This is a genomic window from Phytobacter sp. MRY16-398 (genome assembly GCF_003925915.1).
Taxonomy (GTDB): domain Bacteria; phylum Pseudomonadota; class Gammaproteobacteria; order Enterobacterales; family Enterobacteriaceae; genus Phytobacter; species Phytobacter diazotrophicus.
This window is the reverse complement of record NZ_AP018756.1, coordinates 4,077,296-4,091,390: the sequence shown is the minus strand read 5'-3', so window position 1 is coordinate 4,091,390 and position 14,095 is coordinate 4,077,296. Positions and strand designations below refer to the sequence as shown.

Here is a 14,095-nt window from a genome sequence, read left to right as displayed (position 1 = left end):
CGCCATGTGCTCACCCTGGCGAAAGGGTCAAAACCTGCCGGACAGTGCGTGGAGAGGGGAAGAGGTCCGCTTCTGCGAGCCGCAATTTGTGCAGGGCTGCGCAAAGATAAAGTTAGCCGTGCTGAAGGTCAACACCTGCTACCGTGTCGTTTTGGGAGGGCGGTTGCAAATCAAACAAATAAGTGAAAATTATGTGCGGGCAATCCGATGATAACGGGAGAATGTGACGGAAAAATGAAGCGGCGTACCGCGACGCCGCATTAATGAGAAGTTTTATCGTCTTTCTGTGGCTTACCGTTAAACATATCACACAGCATGTTCAGCAGCAGCAGACGAACCTTAAACGGGGAGTGAGTAAACACGCTCATGCACCTCTGAAATTCGTTCATATTGACCTCCTTACTGACTTGTTCGCTCCCGACCATCCATGCCCGGTTGAACGTATTACATACAGATATAGCACAGGCTATATTTTATAGCTATGGCTAAGACGTTAATTTTTTGTGCTGGTTCACCTATGGTTTACAATGTGCCTTCTCTTATATGATGCGGGTATCGCGTCACCCCTCAGAGGAAGCACAATGAACCGTCGCGCAGGTAAGCAAACAATAAAAAAAGTGACGCTGGTAAATGTTGAAGAGCACGTGGAAGGCTTTCGTCAGGTGCGCGAAGCGCATCGCCGCGAGCTGATCGACGATTATGTTGAATTGATTTCAGATTTAATCCGCGAAGTGGGCGAAGCTCGCCAGGTGGATATGGCCGCGCGGCTGGGTGTCTCTCAGCCAACGGTAGCAAAAATGTTAAAACGTCTGGCGACGGTAGGGCTGATTGAGCAAATTCCCTGGCGCGGGGTATTTCTGACGCCGGAAGGGGAGAGACTCGCCCAGGCCAGCCGCGAACGCCATCAAATTGTTGAAAGCTTTTTACTGGTGCTCGGTGTGAGCCCGGAGATTGCACGCCGTGACGCGGAAGGAATGGAACACCACGTCAGTGAAGAAACGCTTGAGCGTTTTCGTCTGTTCACTTTGCAACAAGGGTTGCCGTCTGAATGAACCTTCCATTCTTTCGCGCGTTACTGCGCGATCGCTTTTTGCACCTCCTGCTGGTTATTGGTCTGGGTCTCTGTTTTGCCGTTCCTTTTGCGCCTGCCACCTGGCCGGGTGCCATTGACTGGCACACCATTATTACCCTCAGCGGTTTGATGCTGCTGACGAAAGGTGTGGAACTGAGCGGCTATTTTGATGTGCTGGGGCGTCGTATGGTGCGGCGTTTTCGTACCGAGCGGCAACTGGCCATGTTTATGGTCCTGGCGGCGGCACTCCTTTCCACTTTCCTGACCAATGACGTGGCGCTGTTTATCGTGGTGCCGCTTACCATCACCTTAAAAAAACTGTGCGAAATCCCGGTCAATCGGTTGATCATTTTTGAGGCGCTGGCCGTAAACGCGGGTTCGTTGTTAACCCCCATTGGCAACCCGCAAAATATCCTGATTTGGGGACGTTCCGGGATGTCATTCCCGGCCTTTATCTGGCAGATGACACCCCTGGCGCTGGCGATGATGGTGACGCTGCTGGTGCTGTGCTGGTTCTGTTTTTCCAGTAAGACGCTTAATTACCATAGCGGCGTTAAAAACCCGGACTGGAAACCCAGGCTGGTCTGGAGTTGCCTGGGCTTTTACCTGGTCTTTATTACGGCGCTGGAGCTAAAGCAGGAGCTGTGGGGACTGGTGGTGGTGGGCGTGGGCTTCTTATTGCTCGCAAGACGCGTTGTGCTAAGCGTGGACTGGACGTTGCTGCTGGTGTTTATCGCCATGTTTATCGACGTGCATTTACTGATCCAGTTGCCCGCATTGCACCATTTGCTCGCCAGTACCAGCCAGCTTTCACCGTCCGGTTTGTGGCTGACGGCGATTGGTCTGTCACAGTTTATCAGTAATGTGCCCGCGACCATTTTACTGCTCAATTATGTGCCGCCAGACACTCTGCTGGCCTGGGCGGTCAATGTTGGTGGATTTGGCCTGTTGCCCGGTTCGCTGGCGAATCTGATTGCGCTGCGTATGGCAAATGACCGCCGCATCTGGTGGCGCTTCCACGTTTATTCTCTTCCCATGCTGCTATGGGCCGCGCTGGTTGGCTACGGACTATTCCTGGTCAGATAGTGCTGATTTGTCAGTTTATCCTGGCAAATGTATAGCTACCGCCTAAGTTTAGTGAACGGCGTAACTGTGACGCCGTTCACTGACAGGACTGTTGCGTACTATGGCAGAACATTCAACCGCCCCTGAGAACGGGCAGGAAACTCAAACAGAAGAGACGCAAAACCGCAAACGCCCCGGTAAAAAGCCCCTCGTTATCCTCGGCATTGTGGTGATTGTGATGGTTGTCGTCGCGCTGGTGTGGTGGTTACTGACCCGCAATGAAGAGACGACAGACGATGCGTTCACCGACGGCGATGCGGTCACCATTGCGCCGAAAGTGGCGGGCTACGTCACTGAACTGCGTGTCAAAGATAACCAGCAGGTGAAAAAGGGCGATCTGCTGGTGGTGATTGATCCCCGTGACGCCACGGCGCAGCGCGATCAGGCGCAGGCGCAACTTGGGCTGGCAACGGCGCAGCTCCACCAGGCGCAGGCACAACTGGATTTGTCAAAAGTGCAGTACCCGGCCCAGCGCGACGAAGCGCGGGCACAGGTATTGAAGGCGCAGGCGGATTTAGCTAACGCGCAGGCTGCCTATAAACGCCAGCGCGGTGTCGATCCTCGCGCCACGACACAACAAAATATCGACAGCGCCAATGCGCAGTTACGCAGCGCGCAGGCACAACTGGCGAGCGCGCAGGCGCAACTGGAAGTGGCGGATCAGGTGCAGTTGCAGATTCGCCAGCAGGAGACCAATGTCGAGGCCCGTCAGCGTCAGGTGGATCAGGCGAAAGCACAGCTTGAAACCGCCGAGCTGAATCTCTCCTGGACTGAGGTCCGTGCGCCGTTCGACGGGTTTGTCACCAAACGTAATGTACAAACCGGCACCCTGGTGCAGGCGGGTACGGCGCTGTTTTCGCTGGTCTCACCGCAAATCTGGGTGACGGCGAATTTCAAAGAATCGCAGCTTGAACGCATGCGTCCGGGCAATAAAGTGACGGTGAAGGTCGATGCCTGGCCGGATCTGGAGCTGGAAGGGCACGTTGACAGTATTCAGCAGGGGAGCGGCTCGAAGTTCTCTGCTTTCCCGTCCGAGAACGCTACCGGTAACTTTGTCAAAATCGTCCAGCGCGTACCGGTGAAAATCGTCATTGATAAAGGGCTGGATACGAACCGTCCGTTGCCGCTGGGTCTGTCAGTTGAACCGAAGGTAACCGTGGAATGACTGACGTTAGCCATGAAAACTGGCGACCGGCCAGTAATCCATGGGCCGTCGCCTGGGTGGTGACGCTGGCGGTCTTTATGGAGATCCTCGATACCACCATCGTTAACGTCGCACTGCCGCATGTTGCCGGTTCGCTTTCCGCCAGTTACGACGAATCCACCTGGGTACTGACCAGTTATCTGGTGGCCAATGGTATCGTGCTGCCCATTTCGGCGTTTCTCAGCCGCGTGTTCGGTCGCAAGCAGTTTTTCCTGATTTGCATCGTGATGTTCACGATTTGCTCCTTCTTGTGCGGTATCGCGACGGAACTGTGGCAAATCATTCTTTTTCGCGTGCTGCAGGGCTTTTTTGGCGGCGGCTTGCAGCCAACGCAACAGTCGGTGCTGCTGGATTACTTCAAGCCTGAGGATCGCGGCAAAGCGTTTGGCCTCTCTTCGATTGCCATCATTGTTGCCCCCGTAATGGGGCCAACATTGGGCGGCTGGATCACCGATAACTACTCCTGGCGCTGGGTCTTTTTTATCAATATCCCGGTCGGTATTGTCACGGTACTCGCGATTTATCAGCTACTGGAAGATCCGCCGTGGGAGCGTAAATCGGACAAAAAATTGACCATCGACTGGCCGGGGATCGGCCTCATCGCCCTCGGACTCGGTTGCCTGCAGGTGATGCTGGACCGTGGGGAAGATGAAGACTGGTTCGCCTCTGATTTTACCCGCATTTTTGCCGTACTGACGGCAGTCGGCATTGTCGGCGCGATTTACTGGCTGCTATATGCCAAAAAGCCGGTGGTGGATTTGCGCTGTATGGCCGATAAAAACTTTGCTGTCTCCAGTCTGCTGATGGCGGGTATGGCGATGATCCTCTATGGCAGCTCCGTGGTGATCCCACAACTGGCGCAGCAGGATCTGGGCTACACCGCTACCTGGTCCGGGCTGGTACTGTCACCGGGCGCGGTACTTATTGTGCTGACTATCCCGCTGGTGCTCAAACTGATGCCCATCGTGCAAACGCGCTGGATTATCGCCTTTGGCTTTTTCTGCCTCGCGGCCTCGTTCTGGTGGTCGCGTACGCTGACGCCGGATATCGATTTTGAAACCCTGATGCTGTTTCGCAGCGCGCAATCGATAGGCCTGGGCTTCCTGTTTGTACCGCTGACCACCATTGCTTTTATTACCATTCCTCGCCAGCTTAATGCCGATGCGGCCGCGCTGTTCACGATGTTCCGCAATGTCGCGGGATCGGTGGGCATTTCGCTTTCGACGGCGGCGATAACCGAACGGTCGCAGGCGCACAGTGCGCATCTGGCCTATAACATGTCGCCGCTTAATGAACAATTCCAACTGGCGGTGCGCGAATCAGCGCAGGCGATCCGCAATTTCACTGCACTGGTGGGTGACCCGATGAATACAGCGATGGGGCAGATGTATAAAACGATGATCGCGCAGTCGCGTTTTCTGGCCTATATCGACGTGTTCACACTGCTCAGTATTGTCGCACTGTTATTGATTCCTTTTTGTTTACTGCTATCGCCGATTAAGAGCGAAGGCAGCGCAGGAGCACATTAATATGTCCAGGCGTGGTGTTTCACTGACATTTCTTTCTCTTTGGCTGGCAGGCTGTAGCGTGGGTCCGGATTACCAGCAGCCGTCGCCGCAAACCCCAACGCACTGGAACGATCCGGGCGATAAAACCGTGGCCTCGCAGACCGTGTCGCAGGCGGTTAACCCGCGCTGGTGGACCACCTTTCAGTCACCGCAACTTAATAGCCTGATTGAGCGTGCTATCGCCGGGAATCTCTCGTTGCAACAAACGGTGCTACGTATCGCAGGGGCGCGTGAACAGATTAATCAGGCTGGCGGCGCATTTTTACCGGCGGTCAACGGCAGCGTCAAAGCCACGCGCCAGCAACTGGGGCTGGAAGGGGAGCTGAAATCCCACGATGTTTACGGCCAACTGGACAATGTTGACCCGCAAATCGCCGGGGCGCTGGGGGCGTTAACGCAGCCGGTGAACCTTTATCAGGGCAGTTTCGACGCGCAGTGGGAGTTGGATCTGTGGGGTAAAGTACGCCGTCAGGTTGAAGGGGCGCAGGCGCAGCAGCAGCAGGCGATTGAACAGCGTAACGATGCGCTGGTGTCGCTGGAGGCGGAAGTAGCGCGTGCGTGGCTGCAACTGCGCGGCGCGCAAAGCGTTATCTCCACTTTGCAGACGCAAATCGAGACGGCGCAGCAAACCTATACCCTGACGGATAACCGCCAGCGTAGTGGGTTGTCGCCGCAAATGGACGTTGAAAATGCCCGGGCCCAGGTGGGTAGCCTGGAAGCGCAACTACCGCAGTATCAGGCCCAGGAGCGTCAGGCCATGAATGCGCTGGCGATTTTGCTCGGCAAACCGCCAGGTGCGCTGGATAGCGAACTCAGGAATGTGCAGCCATTGCCGAAGCTGCCTGCGCTGGTCTCAACCGGCATTCCGTCGACGCTTGCCCGCAGACGCCCGGATATTCGTGAGGCAGAGGCGTCATTACACGCCGCGACGGCGCAAATTGGCGTCTCTGTCGCGCAGCTTTTCCCGAGCCTGACGCTGAGCGGGCAGTTTGGCTTGCGTAACAGTGAGACCGACTGGCTCACCGACTGGAGCAGCCATTTCTACAGTTTCGGCCCGCAGATTTCTATCCCTATTTTTCAGGGCGGGCGGCTGGTCTCCAGCGTGAAACTGGCCCGCGCGCAGCAGGGGGCGGCGGTGCTCAATTACCGCCAGACGGTGCTGGAAGCGCTGGGGGATGTGGAAAATGCGCTGGTCAGCTATCGCGCCGATCAGCAGCGCGAGGCCGGGCTCGATAAAACCCTTGATGCGCTGCATAACGCCTTTACGCTGGCCAGCGACAGTTATCGGCAAGGTATTGCCAGCTTTATCGATGTGCTTGATGCCCAACGTCAACTGGCGCAGGCGGAGCAGCAACGTGCGCAGGCGCGGGTGCAGAGCAGTCTGGATTTAGTGGCGCTGTATAAAGCGCTTGGCGGCGGCTGGGAGCCTTATCAGCAGGTGCGTTTGCCGGAATATTCTGTCTTTGGCGATGCCCCGCGCGGATAAGGTTTAGAGGATTGGGCAAGAAACAGACAGGATCGCCACATTCCACAGCACGCCGTATTGCGTATAACTATCTGCGTCAACCAACAGTGTGAGGAGACGCCAAATGCGTTATCAAAAACTCGGCAATACCGGTCTGTTTGTTTCTGAACTGTGCCTCGGCACCATGACGTTCGGTGGTGAGGGCGGCATGTGGGGCAAAATTGGGCAACTGGATCAGGCGCAGGCGGACAAGCTGGTCGGCAGCGCGCTGGACGCAGGCATCAACTTTATCGATACCGCTAACGTCTATTCCGAAGGTCGCTCCGAGCAAATCACCGGGCAGGCACTGAAAAACCTCAAGGTGCCGCGTGAAAATGTGGTGGTGGCGACCAAAGTGTTCGGCGAAACCGGCACGGCGGGGGTGAACTCGCGCGGCAGTTCCCGCTATCACATTATTGGCAGCGTGAAAGAGAGCCTGAAACGGATGCAGCTCGATCATATCGATCTCTATCAGTTGCACGGCTTTGACCCGGCGACGCCCATGGAAGAGATGCTCTACGCGCTGGATAACCTCGTACAACATGGGCATGTCCGCTATATCGGCGTATCCAACTGGGCGGCGTGGCAGATTGCCAAAGCACTGGGCATATCTGAACGGCTTGGGCTGGCGCGTTTCGCGTCCTTGCAGGCCTATTACACTATTGCCGGACGTGACCTGGAGCGTGAACTGGCGCCGATGCTGCAAAGCGAAAATGTGGGCCTGATGGTCTGGAGCCCGCTGGCGGGCGGCCTGCTTAGTGGTAAATATAGCCGCGATGGCAAGGGCGAAGAGGGCAGTCGTCGTCTGGCGTTTGACTTCCCGCCGGTGAACAAAGACCGCGCGTTTGACTGCATCGACGTGATGCGCGTTATCGCCGAGGCAAAAGGTGTTTCTGTCGCACAGATAGCGCTGGCCTGGCTGCTTCATCAGCCGGTAGTAAGCAGCGTGATCATCGGCGCTAAACGCCCGGATCAGCTTGAGGACAATATCGCCGCGACCCATATTCGCTTAACGGAAGAGGAGTTGCGCCAGCTTGATGCAGTGAGTGCGTTGCCGCGCGAATACCCCGGCTGGATGCTCGAACGCCAGGGTGAATATCGTCGTAACCAGTTAGCCCACAAGTAACCCCGCATTTTGATTTTTCCCCGGCGGCATGTCGCTGACCGGGGATTTTTCTTCCCACCTAATTTCTCAATCCCGCTCACAAAAACGATCCTTTCGTTTTGCCTGACTTTTCACCTTTGACTATATGACTAGTCATATACACGAAATGACTAGTCATATGATGAGGGAGATGTCCAGATGAGTAAAACGTTGCCGCCAGGCTTTTTATGGGGAAATTCCGTTTCCAGTATGCAGACCGAAGGGGCATGGAATGAAGGTGGAAAAGGGCCATCGGTTTACGACATTCGCGAAGCCAGCGAGTTTGCTTCTGACTGGAAAGTCGCGACCGATTCCTACCATCGTTATCAGGAAGATTTTGATTACATGCGCGATTTGGGCATGAACTGCTACCGCTTTCAGATATCCTGGAGCCGTGTCTGCCCGGACGGTGACGGCGCGTTCAACGAGGAAGGTATCGCCTTCTACGATCGCTTTATCAACGATCTGCTCGCTCGCGGTATCGAACCGATGATCTGCCTGTACCACTTCGATATGCCGCTGGCGCTGGCGGAAAAATACAATGGTTTTACCGATCGTCACGTGCTGGACGCGTTTGTCCGCTATGGGCAGAAGATGATCGACTGCTTTGGCGATCGCGTAACCTGGTGGCTGACGTTCAACGAGCAGAATATCTACCATATGCCGGAAGCGTTTCGGGTTAGCGGCTATCTGCGTGGCGACAAAACGTTGCGTGAGCTGTATCAAATTCAGCACCACGTGATGATGGCCCACGTACAGCTAACCCAGTACCTGCATGAGACCAAACCCGGCAAACTGATGGGCGGTATGCTGGCCCATCAGCTTGTCTATCCTGCGACCTGTAAACCGCGTGATGTTTTTTGTGCCCAGCAATACGACGAGTTTCTCAATCAGAATCTCCTTCGGGTGTTTGCCGGCCAGGGCTATAGCCCGGCGGTGATGGCGGTGGTTGAGCGCGAAGGCTTTAGCGATGTCTATCGTGCTGAGGATCTGGCGCTCATTGCCCGTGTGAAAAGCGACTATATGGCGTTTAGCTATTACGCCAGCAAGGCGCTTAACAGCGATGCGATCGCACCAGACGCGCCGGTGAACTATTACCTGCAACAGGGCGATGTGCCTAATCCGTATTTGCACGCCACCGAATGGAACTGGCAAATCGACCCCCTCGGTTTTCGCGCCATTATCACCCGCTACTACAACGACTGGCGCTTGCCGGTTTTCCCTATTGAAAACGGTATCGGCGTGATTGAAACCTGGGACGGGGTGAATCCTATTAATGACGATTACCGCATTGCCTATCACCGTGATCACCTTCAGGCGATGAAAGACGCCATGTTTGAAGATGGCGCGCAGGTGGTGGGCTATCTCGGCTGGGGGCTTATCGACATTCTCAGCTCACAGGGTGATATGCGTAAGCGTTATGGCGTGGTCTACGTCAATCGCGATAACCATGACCTAAAAGATCTTAAACGCGTGCCGAAACGGAGCTACGCCTGGTTAAAACAGGTGATACACAGCAACGGCCGCGAATTGTAAACAGCAGCGTACCGTTTGATGCCGAACGAAGGGAGACCATGATGCCTGAAACAAAAACAACAGCGAACATGCAGTCTTTTGTGGATAAGTTCGTCGATTTTTCCGCCCGCCTGGCCAACCAGGTTCATCTGCGTTCCTTAAGGGACGCCTTTGCCGCCGTGATGCCGATTTTTATCCTTGCCGGCCTGGCGGTTCTGGTCAATAACGTGGTGTTCCCGTGGATTCTGGAAGGCGAGACGTTAGTGCGCTTCAAGGTCTGGGGGGAAGCGGTCATCAACGGTACGTTGAACATTGCAGCACTATTGATTGCCCCCATGACCGCCTGGTCGCTGGCGCGCAATCGCAACTTTGATAACCCGGTTTCGGCGGTGGTTATCGCGCTCTCCAGCTACATTATGATGATGCCGATGCATCTGGAGGTGGTGCCGGACGGGGCGAAAGCGGCCGTTACCGTCAGCCAGATGCTCTCTTTTGCCAATATTGGCTCCACCGGTATTTTCGCCGGGGTGATTATCGGTTTACTGTCGACGGAGTTATTTATCCGCATCGCCAGCATCGAAAAGCTGAATATTTCACTGGGTGAAAATGTACCACCGGCGGTGGGTAAATCCTTTTCCGCTCTGATTCCGACTATTATCACTCTGTCGACGTTCGCGGTGATCGCCGCCGTACTGGCTAATGTGCTGCATACCGACTTAATTCATCTGATCACTACGCTTATCCAGCAACCGCTGCGGCTGATTAACACCAGCCTGCCAGGAACCATTTTTATTTATAGCTTCGGTAACTTCCTGTTTACCCTGGGGATTCATCAGTCGGTGGTAAATGGGGTGATTCTGGAACCGTTCCTGCTTATCAACACCAATGAGAATATGCTGGCCTTTGCCAATGGTCAGCCGATTCCACATATCATCAATAATATCTTTGTGCCGACCTTCGGCATGATTGGCGGGACGGGCAGTACGATTTCCCTGTTGCTGGCCATATTCATTTTCTCGCGTCAGAAATCGGCGAAACAGGTGGCGCGGCTGTCGATTTCACCGGGGCTGTTTAATATAAACGAACCGGTTATCTTCGGTCTGCCGATTGTCTTTAACCTGCCGCTGATGATCCCCTTTGTTTTGCTGCCCGCCATCGGCATTTACTTTGCCTGGCTGTGTACCACGCTGGGGTGGATGTCGCGTTGTGTGGTGATGATCCCGTGGACGACACCGCCCATTTTAAGCGCCTGGCTGGCGACCGCGGGAGACTGGCGGGCGGTGGTGGTTCAGTTGATAATCATCATCTTTGGTGTATTCTTCTACCTGCCTTTCCTCAAAATAGCCGAGAGAGTGGCCTTAAGAAACAATGGGATAGCTGAATAACAAGAAGGAAAGGCAATGGCGTCGAAATACATTTCTATTGCGCGCGAAATTAAACAACGGATCCTGAGTCAGCAGTACTCGTCCAATGAGCCATTGCCCGATCAGTTTGCCCTTGCGGCGGAATTCAATACCAGCCGCATGACCATCCAGCAGGCGATGCGTCAGTTGATTGTCGAAGGGCTGGTCTATACCCGTAAAGGATTGGGCACCTTTGTACGCAAGAATTTTATGCAACTCTCCCGCTGGGATTTACCGGGCAGCGACTATTACGGTGCGACTAAGACCTGGGAAAACGTTGGCCAGGTCACCAGTAAAATCATCAAATTCGAGCTGCGTTTCCCGACGGAAAAAGAGCAGGACTCTCTACTGCTGGGGCCAGACGAGCCGGTCTACGACTTTAATCGCTTACGCCTGCTGGAAGGGGAGCCGGTGTCGCTGGAATTTACCCTGATGCCGGTAAACCTGGTGCCGGGGCTTAACCGTGGACATCTGGAAAGTTCGGTGTTTCGCTATGTGCAGGACGATCTGGCGCTCAAGATTATGGGGTCTTATCGCATCGTGCGCGCGCTGAAACCTGGCGTTGAGGACCGTGAATATCTGAACTGTGACGAGACGGACCCGGTGCTGGAAGTGGAGCAGGTGATTTATCTGGAGGACGGCACGCCGCTGGAGTATGCCCATTGCCGTTACCGCTACGATCATGGCGGCATTATTGTGGTAAATAACGGATAAAAAAAAGCGGGTTTTAAACCCGCTTTTTTCATGCTTGCGCAAGGATCAGTTCACACGAACCGGCATACCGGAGCGGTTCTGGATTGCCTGGTCTACGATGTTCTGGTCAACGTCAGACTGGCTGGTAACGCTCTGTACACTCTTGGTCAGCGCGATCGGCACGATTTCACCGCCGTTGAACTGCGCTTCGGTGGTGGACAGCGGGTTGTGTACTTCGATGTAGCGGCTGCCATCCGGCTCGGTGGTGGCTTTTACCGGCTCATCAATAAACTGTACGCGCGTGCCGACCGGTACGTTTTCGAACAGGAATTTGATGTCGTCGTTACGCAGACGCACACAACCGTGGCTTACGCGCAGACCGATACCGAAGTTGGCGTTGGTCCCGTGGATCGCATACAGGCGGCCAATGTACAGTGCGTACAGACCCATCGGGTTATCCGGACCCGCCGGGACGACTGGCGGCAGCGGTTGACCTGCGGCGGCATATTCAGCGTGCATTTTCGCCGTTGGGGTCCAGGTCGGACCGGCTTTCTTACGTTCTACTTTAGTGGTCCAGGCAATCGGGGTGTCTTTACCCAACTGGCCGATACCGATCGGCAGAACGATAACGGTTTTGGTCCCCGCCGGGTAATAGTACAAACGCATTTCGGCGCTGTTGATAACGATACCTTCATGGACGGTATCCGGCAGAATCAACTGCTGAGGCACGTTCATCACCGTACCGCCTTTCGGCAGATAGGCATCAATACCCGGGTTCGCTTCCAGCATATTGGAAAGACCCATCTGATATTGCGCGGCAAAGTACTCCAGCGGCTGGCTGTTGTTCTCTGGGATGGTTACGACCTGGTTTTGACCGATCACTCGGCTGCCATCGGTCGGAAGCGGATAAGTTACAGCAGACGCGGTTTTGCAAAAGCCCACGACGGCAAACGCCGCCGCTAAAAGCGTTGTTAATTTCATATTCATGGTGTGCGAGATTCGTGCCACAGGCCGTTAGGTTAATGGTTCTTTCTAATAGATGGGAGCGCATTATATGTGCATTCCCGCGCACAGGGAATTGAGATGTGTACGAAATCACACTTTTTTCCCGTTGGTTTCATTTTAGCCCTTCGTTTCCGGGCAGGAATCTAATTCGGAATTGTGGCATAATAGGGTGTTTGTCACACATTTCAGGATAATTCCGTGTTAGTCACCAGCAACGTCACCATGCAGTTCGGCAGCAAGCCGCTGTTTGAAAACATTTCCGTCAAATTTGGCGGCGGCAACCGTTACGGCCTGATCGGCGCCAACGGGAGCGGTAAATCCACCTTTATGAAAATCCTTGGCGGCGATTTAGAGCCGACGCTGGGGAATGTCTCCCTCGATCCGAATGAACGCATCGGTAAGCTGCGTCAGGATCAGTTCGCCTTCGAAGAGTTCACTGTCCTCGACACCGTGATCATGGGTCATGGTGAGCTGTGGGAAGTGAAGCAGGAGCGCGACCGTATCTACGGTCTGGCCGAAATGAGCGAAGAGGACGGGTACAAAGTCGCCGATCTTGAAACGCAATATGGCGAGATGGACGGTTACTCCGCCGAGGCGCGCGCAGGCGAACTGCTGCTCGGCGTCGGGATCCCGGTTGAGCAACATTACGGTCCGATGAGCGAAGTGGCTCCCGGCTGGAAACTGCGTGTCCTGTTGGCACAGGCACTGTTTTCCAATCCGGACATCCTGCTGCTCGACGAACCGACGAACAACCTGGACATCGATACTATTCGCTGGCTGGAGCAGGTGCTGAACGAACGTAACAGCACCATGATCATCATTTCGCATGACCGTCACTTCCTGAATATGGTCTGCACCCATATGGCTGACCTGGATTACGGCGAACTGCGCGTTTATCCGGGCAACTACGACGAATATATGACGGCGGCAACCCAGGCGCGCGAACGTCTGCTGGCGGATAACGCCAAGAAGAAAGCGCAAATTGCCGATCTGCAGTCGTTTGTTAGCCGCTTTAGCGCCAACGCCTCTAAATCTCGCCAGGCTACATCACGTGCGCGCCAGATTGATAAAATCAAACTGGAAGAGGTTAAAGCCTCCAGCCGTCAGAACCCGTTCATCCGTTTCGAGCAGGACAAGAAACTGTTCCGTAACGCGCTGGAAGTGGAAGCCCTCGCTAAAGGGTTTGATGAAGGCCCGCTGTTTAAAGGTGTTAACCTGCTGCTGGAAGTGGGTGAGAAGCTCGCGATCCTCGGTGCGAACGGCGTGGGTAAATCCACCATGCTGAAAACGCTGGTGGGTGAACTGGAAGCGGACAAGGGCACCGTGAAATGGTCAGAAAATGCGCAGATTGGTTACTACGCGCAGGACCACGAATACGAGTTCGAAAACGACCTCACCGTGTTTGACTGGATGAGCCAGTGGAAACAAGAGGGCGATGATGAGCAAGCGGTACGCAGCATTCTGGGGCGTCTGCTGTTCAGCCAGGACGACATCAAAAAGCCCGCGAAGGTGCTGTCCGGTGGTGAGAAAGGCCGCATGCTGTTCGGCAAGCTAATGATGGAAAAACCCAATATTCTGGTGATGGACGAACCGACCAACCACCTGGATATGGAATCTATCGAATCGTTGAACATGGCGCTGGAGATGTATCAGGGTACGCTGATTTTCGTCTCTCACGACCGTGAATTTGTGAGCTCGCTGGCGACCCGCGTCATCGAAATTACGCCGGAGAAAGTCATCGACTTTACGGGCAATTACGAAGATTATCTGCGCAGTAAAGGCATCGAGTAATTTCTTTACGCTTTCTTCCATCCGGAAGAAAGCGTTTTTATTTTTTCTGATTCCGTGTAAACCAAATTTTA

General features: G+C 54.5%; 12 protein-coding genes. 10 read left to right on the top strand and 2 right to left on the bottom strand.

Features of this window, described 5'->3' with window-relative positions:
• Positions 1 to 260 precede the first annotated feature (260 nt).
• Complete coding sequence (gene mntS / locus MRY16398_RS20110) at positions 261 to 389, bottom strand: manganase accumulation protein MntS (protein WP_039077199.1); 129 nt, start codon at positions 387 to 389, stop codon at positions 261 to 263.
• Between the two features lie 192 nt (positions 390 to 581).
• Here mntS and mntR point away from each other — a divergent pair, with 192 nt between their 5' ends.
• From mntR to MRY16398_RS20065, 9 genes are all read left to right on the top strand, one after another.
• A complete protein-coding gene (gene mntR / locus MRY16398_RS20105; RefSeq protein WP_039077198.1) occupies positions 582 to 1,052 on the top strand; it encodes a manganese-binding transcriptional regulator MntR in 471 nt (156 codons plus the stop codon).
• Entirely contained in the window at positions 1,049 to 2,158 is a 1,110-nt protein-coding gene (locus tag MRY16398_RS20100; protein WP_039077197.1) for an anion transporter, read from the top strand. The genes mntR and MRY16398_RS20100 overlap by 4 nt, the downstream gene beginning before the upstream one ends.
• 100 nt (positions 2,159 to 2,258) lie before the next feature.
• The gene (locus tag MRY16398_RS20095; protein WP_079498276.1) at positions 2,259 to 3,362 is read left to right on the top strand and encodes an HlyD family secretion protein; all 1,104 of its coding nucleotides are present in this window, start codon (positions 2,259 to 2,261) and stop codon (positions 3,360 to 3,362) included.
• Positions 3,359 to 4,930 carry a DHA2 family efflux MFS transporter permease subunit gene (locus tag MRY16398_RS20090; protein ID WP_071195617.1) on the top strand — a complete coding sequence of 524 codons (1,572 nt, stop codon included), beginning with the start codon at positions 3,359 to 3,361 and terminating at the stop codon, positions 4,928 to 4,930. The genes MRY16398_RS20095 and MRY16398_RS20090 overlap by 4 nt, the downstream gene beginning before the upstream one ends.
• Before the next feature lies 1 nt (position 4,931).
• Positions 4,932 to 6,455, top strand: coding sequence for an efflux transporter outer membrane subunit (locus MRY16398_RS20085; RefSeq protein ID WP_039077194.1), 1,524 nt, complete (start codon positions 4,932 to 4,934; stop codon positions 6,453 to 6,455).
• A gap of 103 nt (positions 6,456 to 6,558) precedes the next feature.
• On the top strand, positions 6,559 to 7,599 hold the full coding sequence (locus MRY16398_RS20080) for an aldo/keto reductase (RefSeq protein ID WP_039077193.1): 1,041 nt from the start codon (positions 6,559 to 6,561) through the stop codon (positions 7,597 to 7,599).
• Between the two features lie 177 nt (positions 7,600 to 7,776).
• A complete protein-coding gene (locus tag MRY16398_RS20075) occupies positions 7,777 to 9,153 on the top strand; it encodes a glycoside hydrolase family 1 protein (RefSeq protein ID WP_125125073.1) in 1,377 nt (458 codons plus the stop codon).
• A 41-nt stretch (positions 9,154 to 9,194) separates the two neighbouring features.
• Positions 9,195 to 10,517, top strand: a complete 1,323-nt coding sequence (locus MRY16398_RS20070) for a PTS sugar transporter subunit IIC (protein ID WP_039077191.1) — start codon at positions 9,195 to 9,197, stop codon at positions 10,515 to 10,517.
• A gap of 15 nt (positions 10,518 to 10,532) precedes the next feature.
• Positions 10,533 to 11,249: a GntR family transcriptional regulator gene (locus MRY16398_RS20065; RefSeq protein ID WP_039077190.1), complete on the top strand. Its 717-nt coding sequence runs from the start codon at positions 10,533 to 10,535 to the stop codon at positions 11,247 to 11,249.
• 45 nt (positions 11,250 to 11,294) lie between these two features.
• Here MRY16398_RS20065 and ldtB read toward each other — a convergent pair whose 3' ends face one another.
• A complete protein-coding gene (ldtB, locus tag MRY16398_RS20060) occupies positions 11,295 to 12,215 on the bottom strand; it encodes a L,D-transpeptidase (protein WP_039077189.1) in 921 nt (306 codons plus the stop codon).
• A 216-nt stretch (positions 12,216 to 12,431) separates the two neighbouring features.
• Between ldtB and MRY16398_RS20055 the strand changes: the two genes are divergently transcribed.
• Positions 12,432 to 14,024, top strand: coding sequence for an ABC-F family ATPase (locus MRY16398_RS20055; protein ID WP_039077188.1), 1,593 nt, complete (start codon positions 12,432 to 12,434; stop codon positions 14,022 to 14,024).
• Positions 14,025 to 14,095: the final 71 nt, after the last annotated feature.

Coding starts and splice junctions, on each gene's coding strand:
- mntS (WP_039077199.1), bottom strand. CDS start 389: ATGAACGAATTTCAGAGGTGCATGAGCGTGTTTACTCACTCCCCGTTT.
- MRY16398_RS20085 (WP_039077194.1), top strand. CDS start 4,932: ATGTCCAGGCGTGGTGTTTCACTGACATTTCTTTCTCTTTGGCTGGCA.
- MRY16398_RS20070 (WP_039077191.1), top strand. CDS start 9,195: ATGCCTGAAACAAAAACAACAGCGAACATGCAGTCTTTTGTGGATAAG.
- mntR (WP_039077198.1), top strand. CDS start 582: ATGAACCGTCGCGCAGGTAAGCAAACAATAAAAAAAGTGACGCTGGTA.
- MRY16398_RS20065 (WP_039077190.1), top strand. CDS start 10,533: ATGGCGTCGAAATACATTTCTATTGCGCGCGAAATTAAACAACGGATC.
- MRY16398_RS20080 (WP_039077193.1), top strand. CDS start 6,559: ATGCGTTATCAAAAACTCGGCAATACCGGTCTGTTTGTTTCTGAACTG.
- MRY16398_RS20100 (WP_039077197.1), top strand. CDS start 1,049: ATGAACCTTCCATTCTTTCGCGCGTTACTGCGCGATCGCTTTTTGCAC.
- MRY16398_RS20095 (WP_079498276.1), top strand. CDS start 2,259: ATGGCAGAACATTCAACCGCCCCTGAGAACGGGCAGGAAACTCAAACA.
- ldtB (WP_039077189.1), bottom strand. CDS start 12,215: ATGAATATGAAATTAACAACGCTTTTAGCGGCGGCGTTTGCCGTCGTG.
- MRY16398_RS20090 (WP_071195617.1), top strand. CDS start 3,359: ATGACTGACGTTAGCCATGAAAACTGGCGACCGGCCAGTAATCCATGG.
- MRY16398_RS20075 (WP_125125073.1), top strand. CDS start 7,777: ATGAGTAAAACGTTGCCGCCAGGCTTTTTATGGGGAAATTCCGTTTCC.